Below are 22,197 nucleotides of genomic sequence, written 5' to 3' on the forward strand. Positions count from 1 at the left end.
CCTAAAGAAAAAGCCAATGATTTAGGCATCATCGTTTCTGTCTGGTTAAACCCTGGTATCACCACGGTTGAAAACCTGGATCATGAAGCATTATTTGATGTACATCGTCGTGCGACTACTCGTGCTATCGAGAAAGCGATGAATCATGAACCAAGCATTGATTATCTGCTGGAAAACCAGGACAAACTGGTTCACAAGTACTATCAAAAAGAACTGGATGCGAAAAAATCATAAATGAATTTTTTTGCAAAAATTGTAGTCGTAGCTATGTAGGTTATTCACAGCCTCGACAAAATTTACGGTTTGTCTGCGAAAGCAGGCAGACCGTTTTTTTTTGCCATGTATAATGCTTCAATGTGAATAAATGCGGTCAGAGAGACAAATGGATTTATATTCCATCGATACATTAATGCATGAAACGCGACAACTGGCCGCACGCTATCGTCAGGCGACTGGCAGCACCTTGCCGGTTACTGGTGAAATAGCGCGTTTTGATGCCGCAAAATCTCTGGATCTGCAGCTGCTGGATAATTTGAATTCCAGTTATGACGCCGTTGGTAAAAGTGGCGCATTAACCGATCAAAAATTGGTGATTAAAGGTCGCGCCATTTTTGATACCAGTAAATCCACCCCACGAATCGGTCAATTAAACCCGGCTCAGGAATGGGATGGGGTGTTACTGGTATTGTTTGATGATGAATATCAGCCAATAGAAATATTTTATGCTTCCAAGCAGGTTATCCAGGAAGCACTGAATGATCGTGAGAGTAATCGTAAAAAACGCGGTGCCATGTCGATTGCTCAGTTCAAAATTATCGGTGAACGCGTCTGGACGGCTGAAAACGGTGCAGAACCTGAAATATGGGATAACCAAGCCAGGTGATGATATTTTTCGGCACGTTAACGGAGTTTTTCGGAAGTAGTTATGCAGGATGATTTACAACAGATTTTTGCTGAAGGCGGTATTCTTGCCAGGCAAATCAAAGGATATCATCCACGTCAGGCGCAACAGGAAATGGCGCAACGAATTGTTGATACCCTGGCATCCGCTACGGTATTAGTCGCCGAAGCCGGTACAGGCACCGGTAAAACCTTTGCCTATTTAGCACCGGCAATTTTATCCGGCCAAAAAGTGTTTATTTCCACCGGCACTAAAAATCTGCAAGATCAATTATTCAGACGCGACTTGCCCACTTTGCGTAAAGCCTTGGCTGTGCCATTTCAGGCCGCTATATTAAAAGGACGAGGCAACTATCTCTGCCATCATCGATTGACCTTAGCCGAACAAGATCCCTTATTACTGTCACAAAGTGACACGTTACGATCACTGCGTGAATGGTCAGAAAGTTCGAAAAATGGTGATTTAAGTGAGTCCGATTTACTGGAAACACAATCCAATCTATGGCCCAGAGTCACTTCCACAGTCGATAACTGTCTCGGGCAACAATGCCCTGAATATCAACAATGTTTTATTGTGGAAGCGCGTCGCCGGGCGCAGGAAGCTGACATTGTGGTAATTAATCATCACTTGTTAATGTCTGATTTTGCGTTGAAAAGTGCGGGGCAAGGCGAAGTATTACCCACCGCCGATGCATTTATTATTGATGAAGCACATCAATTACCCGCTATCGCCGGTCAGTTTCTCGGCAACCGTATAAGTAGTCATCAAATTGTTGAATTATGTCGTGATAGTGTGCAGGAAATGCAGGATCATGCTGCCGACAGTCAAACACTTGCTTTGCATGCCGAGAAACTGCAAGCCAAACTGCAAACATTACGGTTACATATTGGCAATATCGAACAACGTACACCCTGGTTAACGCAATTATTTAATGATGAAATTAAAAATAATTTCAATGAGTTAGTAGATTATCTTGAAGTATTTGAGTCAGAGCTTGAACCCTTAGCTGTGCGCAGCCCCGGCCTGTCTCAATGCCATGTAAGAGCCACTGAATTATTGAATCTCATTCAGTTATTTGCCGAACAAAATGACGATAATCTGGTGTTATGGATGGATAATCGGCCAACAGGATTTGTATTGCACGCCACACCATTTGAAATCAGCCAGCATTTTCAACAATGGCTGGAAGAAAAACCCGCGGCGTGGATATTCACCTCAGCGACTTTGACCGTTGCGGGTAAATTTAATCATTTCTGCCAGCACTTGGGTATTGAAAATGCAGAATATGCCAGCTGGGAAAGTCCTTTTGATTATGCCAGGCAAAGTCTTTTGTATTTGCCCAACATTCCGGTGGAACCTGCTGATCGTCGTTATAACCAATATGTAGCTGATATTGCCAAAGAAGTTATCTTGCACAGTCAGGGCCGTATATTTCTGTTATTCACCAGCTACCGGGCAATGCATGAAGTGGCTGAATTACTGTCCGATCTGGACTATCCATTAATGGTGCAGGGGAGTGGGGCAAAGGCCACCCTACTGGAAGAGTTCCGTCAGCATGGCAATGCGGTATTATTGGGCACCAATAGTTTCTGGGAAGGTGTTGATGTCAGAGGAGAAGCCTTATCCTGCGTATTAATTGATAAGATTCCGTTTGCTTCACCGGGCGATCCGGTGCTGGAAGCACGAATTAACAATCTAAAAGAGCGGGGCGGCAATCCATTTCGCAGTATCCAGATCCCCTCGGCTGTGATTCAGTTAAAGCAGGGAATAGGTCGTTTAATTCGTGATGAGCAAGATCATGGTGTGTTAATCCTGTGTGATCCGCGGTTGCTGAATAAACCTTATGGAAAAGTGTTTATGCGCAGTCTGCCCGCCATGCCAATCACACAGGACATTACACAAGTTGAAGATTTCTTTAGCAATCGACAACTTAAAAGTGTTAGCCAAATCAATAGCTAACAGACGAAACATCACATTAAATCTAAGGAATATTTCTTTAATAATGCCAATGGAATTATTTCTGTTGCACGTTGATGGGTACTGGCTAAAATCACTTTAGGTGCCATTTCATGCTGCTCAGCCTCAAGCCATCGCTGAGCACATAAACACCACCGATCACCCGGTTTTAATCCTGGAAAATCAAATTCCGGAACAGGGGTGCTTAAATCATTTCCCCTGAAACGGGAGAACTCAAGAAACGCCCGGGTCAGTTCAACACAAACTGTGTGCGAGCCAAAATCCTGATCGCTGGTATTACAGCATCCATCACGGAAAAAGCCCGTAACAGGTTCGTGGTTACAGCTTTGTAATGGTTCACCCAGTACATTTAAAGAAGGGCTGATATCCAATTCCATGACTAATCGTATTTAATGTATTTGAAACGGGCATCATCAGGTGTGCCGACAAGTGCACCGCCTTCAATGAGTCCCGGTTGCCACATAATGACTTCTTCAATCTTGCTGGCCAATTCAAAATCCTTATCTGAAATGCCTTTGGCTGCATGATTGGTGAGTTTAACGATAACAAACGCATAGGAAACCGTGAGGTCAGGGTGGTGAAAAGCGGCTTCTGCCAAATGCCCCACGGTATTAACTACCATCAGCGTGGATTTCCAACCACTGGTTTTATATTTCCGACGAATCCAGCCATTCTCCAGATACCAATTAGGTAATTCGGCCTTGAGGCGAGCCTCAACTTCCTCATCAGTGTATGTTTTCTCGTTTTCAGTTTCTCTCCAGCTCATGATAATGACCTCGATTAATAATTAATAGTTAATGAACTGTAAGTGTAAACCAATATTAAGTTTCGCACTTGTTACAGAATTGTTTAGCGATGTGAAGAGCCTCATTAAAATCGAAGTGAGCATCTTTGGATTTCAGCTCTTGAAGATGAGTTTTAATTTCATCATCGCTAATGTGATCATAGTTAGAGACCTGTTCATAGGCATAGTGGGCGGCCAGTTTTTCACCGCTATCTAATTTGTATTCACCAAAGTATTTTATTTCCGGTGATTCTTCAGCAGTATTAATACCATCGACAATCTGCTCAATAGAATTCGCATCTTTTATAAAATCTACGGCCATGATTATTCTCCGGGTTAATAAATAGAGTTTTCATCGTAACGCTTTAAAAGCAAACGCTGCTTTTACATAGGTTAGGACGAACTCAAAAACTTCAAGTCCACTGCTGTATTCAGACAATAGGGATGCTGCTGCAAATTCTAGTTACTAAGTACTCACATTCATTATAACCACTATTAATCGATACATTATTTAACATAATATACATTATACGAACTCATAGATCGCCAAGAAATTGACCAGAACACACCCGAAAATCAGTTTGGACATGTATTCCTATAATGTGGTGTTATGACAAAAACGGAGGTTTTTCTAAGATGGTCCAGAATTTAAAATCTGAGGATTTTTACCATACAATCCTCACAAGATTTTAAATTCTGAATAATCAATATACTCAGCTTTTCTTACTTGTTTATTTTGGAATGTTTCGAAGAATGATTTTTTGAAGTTTAGTACTAAGACTGTCGTTCAGAAGTATCTAACCAACATTCGCCAAGGCATTGCCATTTACATGATCAATTAAACTAATCACCTTGGTCGCTGTGGCATCGTCAAACACACCCAATAAGCCTTGATCATGAATATGGGTAAATGGCGGTTCAAACAACATGGATTTATCAATCACACCATTTTTAGTCAGATAGCTGATGATGTTATTGATAAAGGTCATTTGATCAGCACGCAAATTACCCGCCTGAATAAACTCGGCAAAATGTGTTTGTGCGGCAGCCATATCCAGACCGACAATATTCCGAATAAACACGCCTAAGGGTTTATCACCATAGGTATCAATATAATCCTGCCTGGTACCGACTGTTTTGCCATCAAACAGGATACTTTCCAGTAAGTTGATTTCGGTTTCGGTAATGGCTTTATTGCTTTTCAGCTTTTGAATCACCAGATGATCACTGTGACTTCGCACATAGGACTCTACCCGGTCTTTATAGCTTTGCAGCGTGATATAAGTGCCGATTGGCTCCTTTATGCTGACTCCATCATGATCCAACGTATCTTCAAAAGAGGTTTCTACTACAGGTTGCTGATCTTTATCGAGATATTTCATCAAATCCCGTAAGGCAATACGCACATCATCCAGACGATTCACATTGATAGATTGCCAGAATGGTTCTGTTTGTAATTCATTTAACAGCGTTTTTTGCATGGCCACCGCAGGAATATTCTGCTTTTTTAACAAGGCATTAGCGGTGCTGCTCAATTTGTTAATAAACTGGCTTAAGCTATGCGAGCCGGTTAATAAAGCAACCTGAAAGTTCAGCACCAGGATATCGAAACGTCTGGCAAACTCATCATCATTTTTATCGGCTAACACCAGATTGGCCAGTTCGGTGTTGATATCAAGCAAATCGCTTTTGGATAGATTCTGCCAGCGTTGTTGATCACTAAACTCAACCACATATCTGAGCTTGGCTTTGACCACAAAACGGTTTCTATCCAGTCCGGAAATCGCCTGATAAAGCTCATTGATATAACTTTCGGCTAATGCCCCCTGCTCCTCGCTTCTATCACTATCATCACGAATCAGCATGGCGACTTCCAGTTTCGCTTCAAATACTTGCTGAATCAGGCTTTTAACCAGTCTTCCCTGCACGCCATCCGGGTTGGCATCAAAAAACTCAAAGTTCTGACAATAATCAAAAATCACAAAGTGGGTTTTATCCTGACCTGGCCCAAACAAATCAGTACATAAACGGGTACCACGACCAATCATCTGCCAGAATTTAGTCGGTGATTTCACCGGTTTGAAAAACACCAGATTCACCACACGCGGCGCATCAACACCGGTATCCATCATATCGACCGATACGGCGATTTGCGGATTATGTTCTTCATAAGGGTCTACAAAGGTTTCCAGCAGATCCTGGGCTTTCGATTCGTAGTTATCAATGACCCGTAAAAAATGCCCGGCATATTCAGGATAATTTTTATTAAAGCGTTGTTCTATAAACAACGCATGGGCATGGCTTTTGGCAAAAATAATGGTTTTACCGAGTTTGTCACCGCCCTGCACTTTAATGCCGTAAGTCATTAAATAATCAAGCACTTTATCCACGGTATCGGTGTTGAATAACCATTTATTCAGTGCCGCACTTTCAATTTCATCAGGTGCTTCACCCTGGGTGGGATCACCAAACTTTTCTTCGTACTGGGCTTTTTCATGGTCAGATAATTGATTGTAATGCACCCCTTCACGCATAAATTTCAGCGGTACCGATATCGCTTTAGGTGGCACCAAAAAGCCTTCTTCGACGGCTTTATCCAGTTCATAGGCAAAGGTCGGATTATTATCTTCAATGCCGAATAAACCATAGGTATTATGATCCACTTCGGCTTTGGGTGTGGCGGTCAGCCCAATCAGCAAGGCATCAAAATAATCAAAAATCGCTTTGTATTTCTGATACACCGAGCGATGGGCTTCATCGATGATAATCAGATCAAAATGCCCGATACCGTAAAAGCGGGTATCGGTGTTTCGCATGCCATCAATGCGGTTCATGATGGTCGGATACGTCGAAAATACCAATCGGGTGCCGTTATCTTCTTTTTCTTTGGTTAAATCAATGGCGGATAAATGTGGCAGCAGCTCGCTAAAGTTGTTTTTTGCCTGAGATACCAAGGCATTTCTATCGGCGAGAAACAACACACGCTTGGCCCAGTTACATTTGGTAAGCATATCGACAATCGCAGCGGCCGTGCGGGTTTTTCCACTGCCTGTCGCCATCACTAATAAACTTTGCCGTGCCCTGCCCCGTAATTCGCCCTGACTATTTTGGGTAACGCAATTTTCAGCCACCCGGGCCACGGCTTCTAATTGGTAGGCTCGTCCAGCAATGGCTTCGTTGACTTTAAAATCACGACAATCGGTTCGGGTGCTGCGTCGTTCTATTAATAACTGTAATTCGTCTTTGCTGTAAAAGCCCTGAACTTCACGTTCCGGATAAAACTGATCATCCCAAATATAGGTTTCAAAGCCGCTGCTATAAAAAATAATCGGCCGCTGGCCTTTTAACTGTTGCAGGCAATCGGCATAAAGCTCCGCCTGATGCTTGCCTTTACGTGAATCGACCATGGTTTTTTTGGCTTCAATCACCGCCAGTGGCAAACCATCATCTCCCCACAGCACATAATCGATATAGCCCTTGCCAGAAGGATTGGTGCTTTTTGGCATGCCGTTCACGGGATATTCAAGGTGATATCCCTCCTGCAAATCATCCCAACCGGCTTCTTTGAGGGATAAATCAATATAACGACGGCGGGTTTCAGCTTCGGAAACCAGCAAAGGCACAGCGGCTTCAATATTTATCGATTGTTCACGCGCCTGTTTGCGTTCGACCAATACGCTTTTTTGGTGTTCGAGTTGCTGTTTTAATTGAGTGTTTTGTTCAGCCAGTTCACGTTGCCGGGTTTCAGCTTCGCGCTCAATGGCGTTTTTGGCGGCCACATCGGCCACGGTATCGGCCAGTTGTTGTGCATTGGGCTGAGTGGCTGGGCCATGTGGGATTAAGGCTTCATCAAAAACCTGTAGTTCGGGTGTTTGTTTACCGTAATAAATCGCCAGATGGCGCATAAAGCGATACAGGTATTTTAGCGAGGCAAGCGCATCCTGCTGGCTGACACTTTTACCATGGGCAGCGATATTACCGGTTTTGCGAATCAGATTAAGTTCGTTAAATAAGGTATTGTTAAATAAAGATTTAAAGCTGTGATCATGCAGCAAGGTGCTTAAGTCAGCACGCCATGGACGGTTCAAAGATCGGTCATGGTCATACAACCAGTTCACGGCATTTTCGAGGCTGGATCGGCAGAAAATCGCAGAAGCTTTGGGGGAAAGAAACGTCAGTTGTTCTGCTTCAACGGCATCGGCATAAAGTGCCGGAAAATCGTTTTGCAGAAACTGAAAATTACTCATCAATGCTTCCCTGCTATTGGTCCATAACGCTATGCTGCCTTATCTGCCGTTAATTCACCAGTAAAAGCGCGTTGTAACAGACTGTTAAATAAGGCTTCGGACTTTTTAAGGTTGGCTTGAGCTTGTTGTTTTTGTTTTTCGATGATGGCGATGCGTTCGGCGAATTGGTTTTGGAGTTCAATCGGTGGTATAGGTATTTTTAATGCTTTTATATCATTAAAATTGAGTCCAGCTTTAACACCACCTTTATTTGACTGGTTTAACTGCCTTCTACCACCAATTGACGAGATATATTCGCTAACATAAAAAGGCACAAAGCCACTTTTGAGCCTAATAATTGCTAGATGTTGGTTAATATGTGCTTTTGGAAGCCCCTCAGGGATTACCGCTGTTCTTCCTAAATCAGCAGTTATTGATAAGAGAATATCTCCAGCCTTCACAGTAGTTCGTTTAGCCTCAGTAGTATTTGGAGCCTTAACATAAGCAATCTCATCAAGTGATAGTCGATTTTCACCAACATTCTGTATTCTTAGAAATAAATCACCAGTATCCGAATAGTATTTAGCCCAACCTCTTGAACCACTAGTAATGAAATCTGTTATTTCATCAAGTAATTTTGTATTCCAGTCGAGTGGGTTAGTGACTGGATCACCAAACATCTCCAAAAACAGGGATTGGCTGAAAGCGGTGTAATGCTCGACCAGTTGCTGGTCTTTTTGTCTGAGGCTATCCGCTGCATCCAAAATCGCAGCAATCTGCTTTTGCTCTGCCAGTGGTGGGAGTGGAACCTGAAGTTTCTTTAGATTTCCGGCAGAAAAACTTGCCTGATTTACAGACTGGTTACTGATTTTGTTAATCATTCCCTTAAACTTAGGCGTGTTAAAAAAATAGTAAATAAATTTTGAAGATATAAAATCACTATTAGGCCTGAGGTTTAACAAATTCATAGCATGAATTAATTTATCGGGTTTATTTTGATAGCAAGCACACTTACCCAGGTGTTTAGGGCTGTTAATATGAGACATAAGTATGTCCCCATCTTTTAGAAGATAGTTTTCATACTCAGAAGCATCAATAATATTTGCATAACCAAACCGTTCAGAATCAATAGTTGAATTCCATATCGTCTCTATTCGAGTAACAGGTATACCCGAAGCGTTTTCGCTCTGCTTAATTGATGCGCCATTGCGAACAAATTCAAATACATCACCAATATAAACATTATTCACCCCAGCAACTCCTTCAACATCTGCAAGGCTTGGCTACGCTCTTTATCCAGTTGCTCTATTTCAGCAATGATTTTTGCTGGTGAGTCATATTCCATCTGTTCGTAAACCACTTCTTTATAGCGGTTAATGCTTAAATCCCAGTCGTTTTTTTTGATTTCATCGAAGGGCACCATAAAGCTTTGTTCGGTGCGTTTTCGATCTGCTTCTTTATCACGGTTTTTGAAGCGTTGGATGATATCCGGAATATCATCATTTTTAATCGGGCTACGCTTATCGTCGAGCGAATAGCCATCGGCCTGCATATCGTAAAACCAGACATTATCAGTGCCGCCATTATTGGTTTTGGTGAAAATCACCACTGCTGTACTGACACCTGCATAAGGTTTAAATACACCGCTGGGCATGGAAATGATAGCTTCGAGGCGTTGTTTTTCCACCAAAGTTTGCCGTAGTTGTTTATGGGCATTGGACGAGCCGAATAACACGCCATCAGGAATAATCACCGCACTGCGGCCACCGACTTTGAGCATGCGTAAAATCAGCGCGATAAACAGCAACTCAGTTTTTTTGGTTTTGACGGTTTTCAGTAGCGAGCTTTCGACACCATCGTAATCTAATGATCCTTTAAACGGTGGATTAGCCAGAATCAGGCTGAATTGTTCACGACTACTGGCATTGCTTTCACCTAAGGCATCCAGACCAATGAGATTGGGTTTATCAACGGCATGCAGTTGCAGGTTCATCGCGGCAATACGCAGCATGGTGCTATCAAACTCGATTCCGGTAAACATACCGCTATTGAAGTGGTCACGGAAGGTTTGATCATGCAGCCAGTCGGGATGGTGCTCGTAAATATATTCACCCGACGCCACCAGAAATCCCGCGGTGCCACAGGCTGGATCGCAAATGGTGTCTTCGCGATTGGGTTGCATCATTTCTACCATCATTTTGATGATATGGCGTGGGGTACGGAATTGCCCATTGGTGCCGGCTGAGGCAATTTTGGAGAGCAGATATTCGTATAAATCGCCTTTGGTATCGCGATCATCCATCTGGATTTTGTCGATCATCTGCACAACCTGATCCAGCAACTTTGGCGTCGGGATCATAAAAGTCGCGCCTTTCATATACTGGGCGAAGACACCGGCCTGATTACCCACCTGTTTCATATGCTCGAATACCGTTAGGTTGTCGGCTTCCGGTTGGGGTTGGGTAAACAAGGCAAACATCGATTGGGGATCGCGATCTTTGAAACTATGCCAGCGAAACAGTTGATGCTGCGGTTGATACAACGGCGCTTTGACTTGCCCGCCGATCATATTGGCTTTTTTCTCTTCCAGATTTTGGGTTTCATCTAACCGGCGTAAAAACAATAGGTAGGTGAATTGTTCGATAACAGTCAGTGGATTACTGACGCCCCCTGTCCAGAATGTTTCCCATATTTTATCGACTTGGCTTTTCAGTTCACCGGTGACCATTTTATGACTTTTTATAATTGTAAAATTCAGGGGCCTGATTCTCCCCGATTGAACCCCGGCTGACAAGCTTGAGAACTTTCTTCATGCCAACCGGTTTTGGCTGAGCGTCAATGCTTGTCTGAGCTTGCGAATGTTAAATAAATATCAACAGGTCGACTCAGATTCTGATCTATTGATTCCGGATGATGATGAATGCTTTATACAAATCAACTGTGATCGATTCAAAGCTGTTTCAGAATTTAGCAATCTAAGCGTTTGCGATTGTGATACCTCGACAACATTTTCAATTTGAATAGAAGATCCTTTTGTTTTATTCAGGATAACCCCGCCCGGAAGATAAGTAATAGGGCAACTGGCTCAGGCAATTTGGCGTAAGCAACTTGTCAGGACGAACAGCTGTAATAGGATAAGCCACCGACCTCAAAGTATTCTGTTGGCTTCAGCCGGTAGTATTTCGCTTCTGCCTCTTTGGATTGTTCGTCGTATGGGTTGGTCATGATTTCTTGCAGCTCCCGAAGTAGAGCGTAGTCCCCCGCCATCGCTTGCTGATAAGCGGGTACAACGAACCACTCTCGCCAACTGTATTTTGGGTTGACCCGTTTCATTTGGCTTGAAAGCTCCTCACTTGAAGTCGTGTGGTCCTTAAAGATAAGTGCTTTCCATTTATCGAGCCACTCTGACCAGCGATTATTCATCTCTTTGGGGGCTTTGTTATACGTCGGGTTCTGGTAAAAGCTTTTTTTGAGTGGACCAATATCGTCAGGCACTGTTGAGAGTTCTCGAAAGAAAATGGTGTAATCCACAGATGTATGCATCATCAGCGATGCAAGCTCGCCAAACAACTCTGCGTTAAAGCTATCGAGTCCAAGCTTCGCTGCCCACATTGTTTCCATTTCCATCTGCATTTTCGATGCAAAGCTGCTTTGAATCTCATCCAGTTCTCGCAGAGTGTCCGGATGCGATGTCAGCAACGGCTTTAATGCCTTACAAAACATGGCAAAGTTGCGTTCCGCAGCAACGGGTTGATTTAAAAATGCGAAGTGTTGCCCTCCCCCCGTCCATGACTGGTAGAGCGGATCAAACAGTTCGCAGAATCCAAATGGGCCGTAATCAAGTGTGAATCCGCCTGCCGCACAATTGTCGCTATTGAAATTACCCTGACAGTAGCCAACCCGGATCCAATTCGCAATGAGTGACGTCAGCCGGTTTCGGAACTCGCGCGCCAGCAACAATACTTTTTCAGGAGTGCCCAGATTTGGGTCAATAACATCTGCATACTCACGATCGATGAGATATAAAACTATTTTCTCCAGCTCTTCCATCGCTTGTGGGTATGCGTTCTTACGGGCACGACGACCGAAGAGCTCAATTTGGCCTACCCGAATAAACGACGGTGCAACCCGTGTTGAGATGGCAACCGGTTCCAATATAACCGTATCAGGGTCCATCGAACGTGAGCCTTGCGAGTACCATGGACGTCTTACTTTTTCGGTTTTCGACACATAAAGACTCAGAGACCGTGACGTTGGAACCCCGAGTGCATGCATATGCTCCTGTGCCAGAAACTCTCGAACACTCGACCTTAATACAGCGCGTCCATCCGCGCCGCGGCAGTAAGGCGTCCGGCCTCCTCCTTTGAGTTGCATTTCCCAGCGTTGACCATTGATAACAGCTTCCAGCACTGAAATAGCTCGACCATCACCATATCCGTTGCCGGTATTAAACGGACATTGCTGAGTGTATTCAGTGCCGTATATAGATAGTGCATAACCACACGCCCATCCCACCTTACGCATCGATTCCGGAACGCTTGTAAGGTTTCCAGAGAAAACACGCATAAAGTCAGCCGAATGAGCCATGCTGTCGGCGATGCCTAGTTCACGAAATAGCGTTTTACTGTGTGCAACGTACTCAGGGTTTTCGAGTGGTGTGGGACTGACAGGGACATAATGGCCAGAGAAAACTTGTCGCGGATAGTGATCGGTTCCGTTTGATGTCGCATCAGGATCAGCATTCAGCGTATCCATAAACGAGTAGCTGACCAACGTTGCAAAATCGTCAAGGGATGTGGTTTGCTGGGGCAATCGATGTATCATTTTGGCTCCTGATGTCCAGGTAGAAAAGCGGCTTCAACACTATTATTCGGTCGCATCCGTGACTTCCACGATTAGGAACAACTCTTAATAAATGAGCCACTATTGCTTGAGTGTATGCATTAATCCGAAGCCTAAATTAAAAGCAAGTTCCGGATGATTGGTTACCTAGGGTCTGTTGATCTTTCAGAGCCACCACTGCTGGAGGCTATTTTTTCGTCCAACAAGGCGGAAATGATGCGATGTAGTTGTTCTACATAAGTCATTTCCAACGCCGTAGGGCGAAAAAATAGTCCCAGCCCTTCGGGTTGTGGCTGAAAATCCACCACTCTGCGTTACTCGTCATTTATTTAGAACGACTACAAAAACGTCGGGAGCGTTTTTGAGCGTCAGCCCCGAAGGGGTGAGATACACGGATGTATCTCACAAACGACATTTCTCGCGCCTTGATTGGTGCATTTTCAGTCACAACAGAGGCGGCTATGAAAGATCAACAGACCCTGGGGTGAAACATTAAATTTAAACACAGAATAGGGTTCTGTTTTTATGATCGAATTTATAGTTAAACATTTTACGCACATATTTTTTGCAGTGTATGGTCGTAGTTTTTTTGTAAGGCAATGCTATTTGTTTTATCGATAGCCTTAAAATTTGTTCTCAAAAGTTAACCTGGTATGCGAGAACAACACAAAATGAGTTGAGATTACAGATGATTCCACTGCCTATTCTGGAACTTGGACGTGTACGACAGGGCTCTGACCGCCGAACTGCGCTTGATGACGCGCGAATACTTGCTCAGCAAGCTGAACGTCTGGGCTATAAACGCATTTGGGTAGCGGAGCATCATAATATGCCGGGTGTTAGCACAGCCGCTACCTCCATCGTCATTGCCCATATTGCCGCTGGTACCAATACCATCCGTGTAGGTGCCGGAGGCATCTTTAAAAGCTTTTGATTTTAAATTGAAGTAAGTTTCAAGCTCCTGCCTCTGCGAAATGATTTCATAATCGGTTTCGAGGGATGATCAGAATTTGTACAGACAATCTAAGTAGAAATTTTATACTCAAAGATTATTTTTTATTTTATTGCAGATAGTTATCAGCTGCTTGACTTCAGTTTCACTCAAACCAGTAGCGCATAAGGCCAGCCTGGCAATGTTCTCTCCTTCAGTTGCAAGCTCTCGACCTTTTTTGGTTAATGACATTGATTTCGCCTTGTCATTACCCGGAACCGGCTCTCTTTTAAGATATCCGTGTGACTCAAGCTTTTTTAAAACAGGTGACAATGTCGCTTTACTCAAACCAACAGCTTTGGCGAGATTGGTAGGTGAAGCGCCATCGTCCTGCCACAAAGCCATCATCACTACGAATTGTGGATACGTTAGCTGATGCGGCTTTAAGAGCTCTGCATAGGCTTTGGTAACCTCTCCGCTTGTTGAATAGAGCGCATAACAAACCTGATCTTTTAGTAATGGTCCCATTGGTATCCTGTATTTTAAACAGGTGCTTGACATACCTGTTTTGCGAGAATATTGTTAGTGTACGAACATTTCGTAATCAAACATTAGGATACCGCACATGAAAGCTTATTATTCAATATTTTTAATGACACTGCCTTTGTTAATGCCAATCCAACTATCAGCGAATGAGATGGCAGCTGACGACAATTATGTACCAAGTTTAATGACAGATACCCCCTATGAAGGCCGTCAGCTGGCCATTAAATTGGTGCGAAAAACTATTGGTACTATTCAAACGGATGCTGGTGCGAAACATCGTGTAAGAGCAAAATACGCAGAAGATCCTGCACTTTTAATGGATGCCGCCGAGCTTGTTGCAATTGAATTTAAAACCATAGCCATTGCTAACGACTACTGGCGTAAATAATCAAGTAGCTTGGCTTGGATTATGTCAGAGGTTAGGCTGAAGACGGCCTAACCTGGTTTCCCGTCAGGTCTGGGCATCGTAATAAATAATGACATACAGAGTGTAAGCCGTAACCCAAGCAATAACGCTGAAACATAACCAAAAAGAAACTTGCGTTGGTAACAACCAAATTAAATAAACCGACAGCAATAATTAAGACAAATGCTAAGGAAATTAATCGTTTTGGTTATAAAGCTCTGCCGCTATGGTCCAGTGATACTCTGGAGATCCCGCTCAGGATCATTGTACCCATAGCGCCTGCTGATAAAGCAGGCATGGCGATGCTGTGATAGACAAGGTTCTGCCATGCGGTGCCCGCTGTCCTGTGCAGCTCTGAACCGCGGTTAATAAAAAACCGATAATGATGGCTGCGACGAATCCAAACAGCATTTCATGGCGATGCCAAAATAAGGAGTTGCCATAGAAATCATGTTCAATATACCGTTTAAGACCAATCCCCAGAGCAATATTGCAAGCACACTGAAGCTGGCGCCAAATAAAAATAACGTTCTGAATGGCTGACGAAATAAGAGCAGGATGGCTTGTTCACTCGCTGATAATTCATTTGGCTGCGTCATGGTTCATCCGGCAATAAGCTTGGGTTAAAAATCACAAAGTGCTTTCAATTTCCTCAAAAATACTGGGATCTTTATCCCCTATCACTTCAATCACACCCCATGCACCCTTATCAGTTCGCATCAAAGCATGATCAACTAAGACATAATGTCCTGGATAATCCACTTTAAACTCAACAATTGTGGCGCCACCTGCCGGAATATTGGTGGTTTGAACATTTTTAAACTGTGCCCCGTTCATTGAGGCTTCCGGGTACACCGTGTCAAAAATCTCACCCACCAGATGAAAAGATGAATTCATCGCAACGCCACCATTGCCAATATAGAGCCTGACGGTCTCTCCTGCCTTAACCTGCATATTGTCTATTAACGCACCGGTACGACCGTTGAACACCACATATTCTGGTTGTGAATCGAGCATTTTCCGGGCATCAAACACCTGTAAGCCTTTTCGCCCTATAGCACCCGTTGTGTATATTTCACCTTGCATCAGATAAAACTCTTTATCGACCGGCGGTAACCCGTCTTTGGGTTCTACCAGAATCAAACCATACATACCGTGAGCCATATGGACAGCCATATTAGGCACCGCGCAGTGATACACAAATAGTCCCGGATTAAGCGTTTTGAACCGGATGGTTTTACTCTCCCCCGGCTCAACAATGGTAGCTTCGCCACCACCACCCGGACCTGTTACGGCATGGAGGTCGATATTATGCTGATGCAAACTGCTTATATGGTTATGTAAGGTAAGTTCAACCGTATCACCCTCTTTAACCCGAATCATCGGCCCTGGCACAGTTCCATTGAATGTCCAGTAATTAAAGGTTATTCCCGGTGCTAATTCAGCCAGAACTTCTTTGGTTTCCAGGGTGACTTTCGTTACATTACCTTGACCGTTTGCCTCAGAAGCAATTGGCTCAGGCACATTATTGGGATCATGGGCAATGTCCTCAATCCATTCAAACTGACCGATATGCCGAAAAAATGTCAGCACGTTATTTAATGGCAGACCCGGACCTTTCCCCGGACCATAGGATTCAACATACATCGGGTACTGAAACATATACATTCTGCCAATCGAAACAGACAGAAACAGGGCTATACCAACAATAAATATCACCATGGAAATAACAAAAGCACGGGAATGCATCTGATGAATCAGTCGCATAAAGAAAAACAGCGACGCTGTAGCGGCGATCACAAAACCGTACATCTGTATCAAAGTGGTCTTGAGATAGGTCAGTAAGGAAAAACCACCGAGCGCTAATATCACTATCAGGCTGAGTACTGATGCCGTGATCACGGTGATAACCAAAATATTGGAGAGTCGGTGTAAATTCATTATGGATCCTATTTTTTTCAAATAGGCTTGTATTAATTAAAGCCAGAGATTACTGAATAGGAATATAACAAAAAATAATAAAATAAGCCCTAAAATACGCATTTATAGAAATATGGAAAAGTATGTTTTGGAATCGTTTTCATTGCTCGTTTCATCCTCTAATAAATCCTCTAAAGGAATATTTGCATAGGACTCATATACCTTTTTGTTATCTGGATGAAATACCCATAAACCAATGAGCAGCATGCAACAAACACCAATAAGTGTCGTCACAATAACGAGCCAGTTAGATGTTAAAAAAACCAGCATGAATTTTAGAAACAGCAGAAAAATTTCCATAGCATTTAACCAGTTTGCAATGTTATTTTTGTTTCTGACGCTTTTTTATTAGCAATATAAATCGTTGCCAGCACGTTAATTAACATCACCACCGCACCAGTAAAGAAAATAAATCCGCCCATTGCTCGCATAATGTAATAAGGATGCATCTGTGCCACGGATTCAACAAAGGTATAAGACAAGTTGCCATAGTCATCATAGGCTCGCCACATCAACCCCTGCATAATTCCGGCAACCCACATGGACGTAATATAGATAGCGGTTCCGATGGTTGCTAACCAGAAATGCACATTCACTAATTGCACAGAGAACATACTGGTATTCCACATACGTTCGACCATATGATAAAGCGCACCGATAGAAACCATCGCCACCCAACCAAGAGCACCTGAGTGCACATGCCCAATTGTCCAGTCTGTGTAATGCGATAACGCATTGACCGTTTTGGAAGCCATCACCGGCCCTTCGAAAGTGGACATGGCGTAGAAGGCGAGCGATACAATTAAAAAACGCAGAATATAGTCTGTCCGAAGTTTGTCCCACGCCCCACTGAGTGTAAACATCCCATTTAACGCCCCGCCCCAGGACGGAATGATCATCGCCAATGAAATGGCCGCACCCAGAGAGCCCGTCCAATCAGGTAAAGCGGTGTATTGAAGATGGTGAGCACCGAGCCAGACATAGCCAAAAATCAATGCCCAAAAGTGGATGACAGATAAACGATAAGAATAGATTGGTCGCTCAGCTTGTTTAGGAACAAAGTAATACATGATCCCTAAAAAGCCGGCTGTCAGATAGAAGCCAATAGCATTATGTCCCCACCACCATTGAACCATCGCATCCTGGACCCCGGCAAAAATGGAATACGATTTCCACATGCTTACTGGTATCGACAAACTATTGATGACATGCAAATACGTAAACATGATCATCATGGCCAGGAAAAACCAGTTGGCAACGTATATATGGCTGCTTTTACGCTGACTCAGCGTCATGATGAAATTTATAGTGTACGCAATCCACACTACGGCGAGCAGAATATCCAAGGGCCACTCCAGTTCTGCATATTCCTTACCTTGCGTTATGCCTAATGGCAAAGTGATCATGGCGCCAATGACATATAAATTCCAACCCCAGAAAGTGAACCACGCCATGGCATCGCACCAGAGTCGAACACCGCAAGTTCGTTGGATCACATAATAGGCAGTAGCCATTAACACTGAACCACCAAAACCATAGACAACAATATTGGTATGGACCGGACGTAAACGTCCAAAGGTAATATAGGGATTATCAAAATTGAGGAACGGCCAGGCAAGTTCCGATGCAATCCAAACGCCGACTGCCGTGCCGAGCACTAAATAAATACACGCACTGACACTGAAATACTTCACCACATCATAATTGTAATTTTGATGTTCTTTTGCATTCATACAACTATCCAAACTCTTCCATTACCTTTGTTGCGAGTAGTTTGGACCCTCAATATAGATATGTATAATGAATAATATCTTTATTTATTATCAAAGATATTGATGGATATTAATCAGGCACGCACTTTTCTGGAAATCATTCGCTTGGGTAGTTTCGGGGCTGCGGCAGAAACATTAAATGTGACTCAAACGACTGTTACTGCTCGTGTACATAATCTCGAAAATCAGCTTGGCTGCAGGTTATTTGTCAGGAATCGCTCCGGTGCTACGGCGACGCTTGATGGGGAAAAGTTTATTGAGCATGCGGTAGCGATGGTGCAGGCATGGGAAGGAGCCAAGCGAAATTTACCGTTACCGACGGGTACCGAAACTATTTTCAACATTGCTGGCGAAATCAGTCTTTGGAGTCCGTTAATGCTCCAATGGTTAAACAATCTTCGTCAGGATATTTCCGAAACGGCGATTAGTGCAGAAATTGGTGAACGAACCTCGTTGCATCAAAAACTTCAGCAAGGTTTACTCGATGTTATTGTGGTGCATCAACCAGAATACGGTCCCGGAATTCAGGTCGAACAAGTTCTGGAAGAAAAACTGATCTTTGTCTCCGCTAAAAGCCAAGCAGAACCTTATATCTATGTAGATTGGGGAGAATATTTCCGTAAACAGCATGATATCGCTCTGCCCCATCTGGCAAGACCCAAGCTGACGATTAATCTTGGCCAGCTCGCGCTTCAGCACATTCTGGAAAATGGTGGGAGCGGTTATTTTCGAACGCGCGTCGTCCAAAAATATCTACATTCAGGCCATTTGATTAAGGTTGATAATTACCCTGAATTCACATTTCCTGTGTATATGATGCATAAAAAACAAACTAAAAATGCTAATTTCCAGAGCGTTCTTGATGCGTTATTCAGAGCGGGTAAAACAACTGAACCTTGGTTTTAATCATCATAAAACGATGTGTATTGAAGCAATGCAATACCTTCTATGAAGGTATGATAAAGAAGGTTAATCATCAAAATTAATAAAGCGTTAATGGTATTCGTCTATTGTTATCCCCATTATTAGTGTCAGCACTTGGCGCACCCTACTATCTCACCTTTTATCTAATTAGGAATTCTCATGAAAACTATCGGTTATGCCGCTCATTCTGCTGATTCTCCCTTAGCACCTTTATCTTTTGAACGACGTGAATTACGAGCGAATGATATTGCAATCGAAATTTTATATTGCGGTGTTTGTCACTCGGATTTACATGTGGCGAGAAACGACTGGGGTGGATCATCCTATCCTGTCGTTCCCGGCCATGAAATTGTTGGTCGGGTGATTGAAGTGGGGTCTGCGGTCACCAAGTTTAAAGTGGGTGAAAATGTTGCCGTGGGTTGTATGGCGGATAGCTGCCAGGAATGTGATGAATGCCATAACGATCATGAGCAGTATTGCCGCAATGGTTTTACATTGACCTACGGCTCACCAGATAGAATTACTGGGGATATGACTCAAGGTGGTTATTCTAAACACCTGGTGGTTCGTGAAGAATTTGTATTGCGTATCCCGGAAAATCTGGATTTGGCATTAGCCGCCCCACTGCTATGTGCTGGCATCACGACTTATTCCCCGTTAAGAGAATGGAATATTGGACCGGGCAGCCGTGTTGGCGTTGTGGGAATGGGCGGTTTGGGCCATATGGCGATTAAATTAGCCGTTGGCTTGGGTGCCCATGTCACTGTTATCAGTACCTCGCCGAAAAAAGAACAAAGTGCCAAAGATCTGGGTGCCCATGCTTTTTTGGTGTCAAAAGATGAAGAAGCCATGACCACCGCGGGTTCAGCATTTGATTTAATTATTGATACGGTTCCGGTCAACCATGATCTGAATCCCTACATTCCCTTATTGGATAACGATGCAACATTAGTTTTAGTCGGACAAATTGGCCCGATTGAAGGCCCTAATACCGCACCAATGATTTTTGGCCGTCGCCGTATCGCAGGTTCATTGATTGGTGGCATTGCTGAAACGCAGGAAATGCTTGATTTCTGTGGGCGTATGAACATTTTACCGGAGTGCGAAATGATCAAAATGGATGAGATTAATCAAGCGTTTGATCGTATGGAAAAGTCCGATGTGCGTTATCGTTTTGTCATTGATATGGCTTCATTAAGTGCATAACCTGGTTAATGATTTACAACAGATTTTTTTATCGAAATGCCTAGACGTTTTGCCATTCTGACCAAATTGGCCCGATCGGTTTTCAGCGATCGGGCCGCTTCACTCCAGTTTCCATCAGCTTGCGTAACAGCCGTTAAAATGCACTGTTTTTGAAATTCATTAGTAGCGGTTTTGAGATCCATGCCGGGAGATAGCATGGGTTTCAATTCAGTCGTTTTTTCAACTGAATTCACAGAAATATTTGATGTTGGTAACTCAAGAAACTCCCTATTTAACGAAATAATTCCGGTAGTGGTCGGTTTCGCTTTGGCTTTTAATGAGGCCCGGCTGATGACATGTTCCAGCTCGCGCACATTGCCCGGCCAGTGATACTCCCGTAACGCCAGCTCCGCATCCTGAGACAGTCGTAATTGCCTGATGCCTAATTTTCGACTGGTTTTTTCCAGAAAGTAACCAGCCAGTAATAACACATCCTGATCCCGGTCTTTTAACGGTGGAACCTTGATGGGATAAACCGATAAACGGTGATAAAGATCGGCTCTGAAACGTCCCTCGCTGACCTCTTCCTCAAGGTTTCTATTGGTAGCGGCAATTACGCGAACATCAACCTGTTCGACATTATCTTTACCCACTGGTTGTATTTCACCACTTTGTAATACGCGTAAAAGCTTACTTTGCACGGCTAACGGTAACTCTCCAACTTCATCAAGAAACAGGCTGCCCCCATGGGCTAATTGAAATTTACCCGCCCTTTCACGATCGGCTCCAGTGAAAGCGCCTTTGGTATGGCCAAATAATTCGGCTTCGGCCAACGATTCCGGTAATGAAGCACAGTTTATGTGGACTAAAGGTTTATCTTTTCTTAACGATAACTGATGCACAGTACGTGCTACCAGCTCTTTTCCCACGCCGGTTTCACCGGTGATCAACACGGTATAGTCCGAGCCAGCGACTAATTGAATCTCATTTTTCAATGTTTGCATGGCATGGCTTTGGCCTATCAGTTCTCCGCCATCTTTTAATAAGGCTTCCTGCGTCAGTTCCTGGACCAGCTGATTGGCATGCTGGGCACTGATCTCGAGTTTTTTAAATTCGAGTGCTGTTTTTAATGTGGCTGCAGACAGTGCGGCTATCAGTTCCAGTGTTTTGGGGCTGATCTGGTTAAAGCTGCCGGCTTGCAAGCTGTCAATGGTGACCAGTCCAATGACTTTCTGATCTGAATACAACGGTAATCCCATACAGGAATGTACGGGCAAATCGCCGGATCTGGCCAATAACAACCCATCATAGGGATCGGGCAAGTCACAATTGTCCGGAAAAATGAGGGGTTTGCTGCTATTACATAGCTGCTGAAGTCTCGGATGTTCACTAAGATGAAAGCGACGCCCCAATACTTCTGAGGACAAACCCTGAATTGCCAGAGGTGTCAGCAGGTTGTCATGTAATCCCAACAAGGCAACGGCATCACATTTAATGGCTTTACGAATCGACGCCAGCAGGCGATCAAAGCGATCATCATTGTTAATGCTGTTTGCCAGATCCAAGGCTACTTCGAGTAATAAGGTTGAATCAAAATCCTGCATAACGCGAGCTCGATTAATTAGCTAATGTCAATTTATCACGATAAGGTCAAAAAGACATGTTTTTATATATGTCTTTTTGACTTATTTGTTTTCGAATAATTTCATACATTATTGATTTG

Annotated in this window: 20 protein-coding genes; 7 read left to right on the forward strand and 13 right to left on the reverse strand. The window is 43.6% G+C overall.

Going from position 1 to position 22,197, the window contains the following annotated elements:
- The 3 genes from B2337_RS09170 to B2337_RS09180 all read left to right on the forward strand — a co-directional run.
- A partial coding sequence (locus tag B2337_RS09170; protein WP_292742535.1) for a formaldehyde-activating enzyme occupies nucleotides 1-234 on the forward strand: 234 nt, incomplete at its 5' end.
- Between the two features lie 148 nt (nucleotides 235-382).
- Nucleotides 383-883 (forward strand): hypothetical protein, encoded by a 501-nt coding sequence (locus tag B2337_RS09175; protein ID WP_292359493.1) that lies wholly within the window; start codon nucleotides 383-385, stop codon nucleotides 881-883.
- A gap of 42 nt (nucleotides 884-925) precedes the next feature.
- Nucleotides 926-2,860, forward strand: a complete 1,935-nt coding sequence (locus tag B2337_RS09180) for an ATP-dependent DNA helicase (protein WP_292413415.1) — start codon at nucleotides 926-928, stop codon at nucleotides 2,858-2,860.
- 11 nt (nucleotides 2,861-2,871) lie between these two features.
- On the opposite strand, the gene B2337_RS09185 is transcribed toward B2337_RS09180, so the two are convergent.
- The 7 genes from B2337_RS09185 to B2337_RS09215 form a co-directional block, all read right to left on the reverse strand.
- A complete protein-coding gene (locus B2337_RS09185; RefSeq protein WP_292413425.1) occupies nucleotides 2,872-3,243 on the reverse strand; it encodes a DUF2237 family protein in 372 nt (123 codons plus the stop codon).
- 14 nt (nucleotides 3,244-3,257) lie between these two features.
- Complete coding sequence (locus tag B2337_RS09190; RefSeq protein WP_292359490.1) at nucleotides 3,258-3,644, reverse strand: 4a-hydroxytetrahydrobiopterin dehydratase; 387 nt, start codon at nucleotides 3,642-3,644, stop codon at nucleotides 3,258-3,260.
- Between the two features lie 55 nt (nucleotides 3,645-3,699).
- Nucleotides 3,700-3,984: a hypothetical protein gene (locus tag B2337_RS09195; RefSeq protein ID WP_292413417.1), complete on the reverse strand. Its 285-nt coding sequence runs from the start codon at nucleotides 3,982-3,984 to the stop codon at nucleotides 3,700-3,702.
- 475 nt (nucleotides 3,985-4,459) lie between these two features.
- Nucleotides 4,460-7,909 carry a DEAD/DEAH box helicase family protein gene (locus B2337_RS09200; RefSeq protein ID WP_292413418.1) on the reverse strand — a complete coding sequence of 1,150 codons (3,450 nt, stop codon included), beginning with the start codon at nucleotides 7,907-7,909 and terminating at the stop codon, nucleotides 4,460-4,462.
- Nucleotides 7,910-7,938: 29 nt separating this feature from the next.
- On the reverse strand, nucleotides 7,939-9,138 hold the full coding sequence (locus tag B2337_RS09205) for a restriction endonuclease subunit S (RefSeq protein ID WP_292413419.1): 1,200 nt from the start codon (nucleotides 9,136-9,138) through the stop codon (nucleotides 7,939-7,941).
- The gene (locus B2337_RS09210) at nucleotides 9,135-10,616 is read right to left on the reverse strand and encodes a type I restriction-modification system subunit M (protein ID WP_292413421.1); all 1,482 of its coding nucleotides are present in this window, start codon (nucleotides 10,614-10,616) and stop codon (nucleotides 9,135-9,137) included. Before B2337_RS09210 ends, B2337_RS09205 begins: the two co-directional genes overlap by 4 nt.
- Before the next feature lie 383 nt (nucleotides 10,617-10,999).
- Entirely contained in the window at nucleotides 11,000-12,712 is a 1,713-nt protein-coding gene (locus B2337_RS09215; protein WP_292413422.1) for a protein adenylyltransferase SelO, read from the reverse strand.
- Between the two features lie 706 nt (nucleotides 12,713-13,418).
- On the opposite strand from B2337_RS09215, the gene B2337_RS09220 reads away from it, so the two are divergent.
- Nucleotides 13,419-13,664, forward strand: a complete 246-nt coding sequence (locus B2337_RS09220; RefSeq protein ID WP_292415055.1) for an LLM class flavin-dependent oxidoreductase — start codon at nucleotides 13,419-13,421, stop codon at nucleotides 13,662-13,664.
- Between the two features lie 108 nt (nucleotides 13,665-13,772).
- On the opposite strand, the gene B2337_RS09225 is transcribed toward B2337_RS09220, so the two are convergent.
- Complete coding sequence (locus B2337_RS09225; protein ID WP_292359478.1) at nucleotides 13,773-14,189, reverse strand: MarR family winged helix-turn-helix transcriptional regulator; 417 nt, start codon at nucleotides 14,187-14,189, stop codon at nucleotides 13,773-13,775.
- Nucleotides 14,190-14,286: 97 nt separating this feature from the next.
- Here B2337_RS09225 and B2337_RS09230 point away from each other — a divergent pair, with 97 nt between their 5' ends.
- Nucleotides 14,287-14,595 (forward strand): hexameric tyrosine-coordinated heme protein, encoded by a 309-nt coding sequence (locus B2337_RS09230; protein WP_292359476.1) that lies wholly within the window; start codon nucleotides 14,287-14,289, stop codon nucleotides 14,593-14,595.
- A 279-nt stretch (nucleotides 14,596-14,874) separates the two neighbouring features.
- Here B2337_RS09230 and B2337_RS14460 read toward each other — a convergent pair whose 3' ends face one another.
- The 4 genes from B2337_RS14460 to ccoN all read right to left on the reverse strand — a co-directional run bounded on the left by B2337_RS14460 (nucleotide 14,875) and on the right by ccoN (nucleotide 18,326).
- Nucleotides 14,875-15,024 (reverse strand): NnrS family protein, encoded by a 150-nt coding sequence (locus B2337_RS14460; RefSeq protein ID WP_292415056.1) that lies wholly within the window; start codon nucleotides 15,022-15,024, stop codon nucleotides 14,875-14,877.
- Nucleotides 15,025-15,243: 219 nt separating this feature from the next.
- Nucleotides 15,244-16,554 (reverse strand): copper-containing nitrite reductase, encoded by a 1,311-nt coding sequence (gene nirK / locus B2337_RS09240; protein ID WP_292415057.1) that lies wholly within the window; start codon nucleotides 16,552-16,554, stop codon nucleotides 15,244-15,246.
- A gap of 102 nt (nucleotides 16,555-16,656) precedes the next feature.
- Nucleotides 16,657-16,893 (reverse strand): cbb3-type cytochrome oxidase subunit 3, encoded by a 237-nt coding sequence (locus B2337_RS14465; RefSeq protein ID WP_363105879.1) that lies wholly within the window; start codon nucleotides 16,891-16,893, stop codon nucleotides 16,657-16,659.
- A gap of 5 nt (nucleotides 16,894-16,898) precedes the next feature.
- Nucleotides 16,899-18,326, reverse strand: coding sequence for a cytochrome-c oxidase, cbb3-type subunit I (ccoN, locus tag B2337_RS09245; protein ID WP_292415058.1), 1,428 nt, complete (start codon nucleotides 18,324-18,326; stop codon nucleotides 16,899-16,901).
- A gap of 102 nt (nucleotides 18,327-18,428) precedes the next feature.
- Between ccoN and B2337_RS09250 the strand changes: the two genes are divergently transcribed.
- Together B2337_RS09250 and B2337_RS09255 are read left to right on the forward strand one after the other, a co-directional pair.
- A complete protein-coding gene (locus B2337_RS09250) occupies nucleotides 18,429-19,271 on the forward strand; it encodes a LysR family transcriptional regulator (RefSeq protein WP_292415059.1) in 843 nt (280 codons plus the stop codon).
- Nucleotides 19,272-19,448: 177 nt separating this feature from the next.
- Nucleotides 19,449-20,495, forward strand: a complete 1,047-nt coding sequence (locus B2337_RS09255; RefSeq protein WP_292415060.1) for an NAD(P)-dependent alcohol dehydrogenase — start codon at nucleotides 19,449-19,451, stop codon at nucleotides 20,493-20,495.
- A gap of 5 nt (nucleotides 20,496-20,500) precedes the next feature.
- Here the strand turns inward: B2337_RS09255 and norR are convergent, their stop codons facing one another.
- Nucleotides 20,501-22,078, reverse strand: coding sequence for a nitric oxide reductase transcriptional regulator NorR (gene norR / locus B2337_RS09260; RefSeq protein ID WP_292415061.1), 1,578 nt, complete (start codon nucleotides 22,076-22,078; stop codon nucleotides 20,501-20,503).
- Nucleotides 22,079-22,197: the final 119 nt, after the last annotated feature.

The organism is Methylophaga sp. UBA3192, from assembly GCA_002363955.1.
Taxonomy (GTDB): Bacteria; Pseudomonadota; Gammaproteobacteria; order Nitrosococcales; family Methylophagaceae; genus Methylophaga.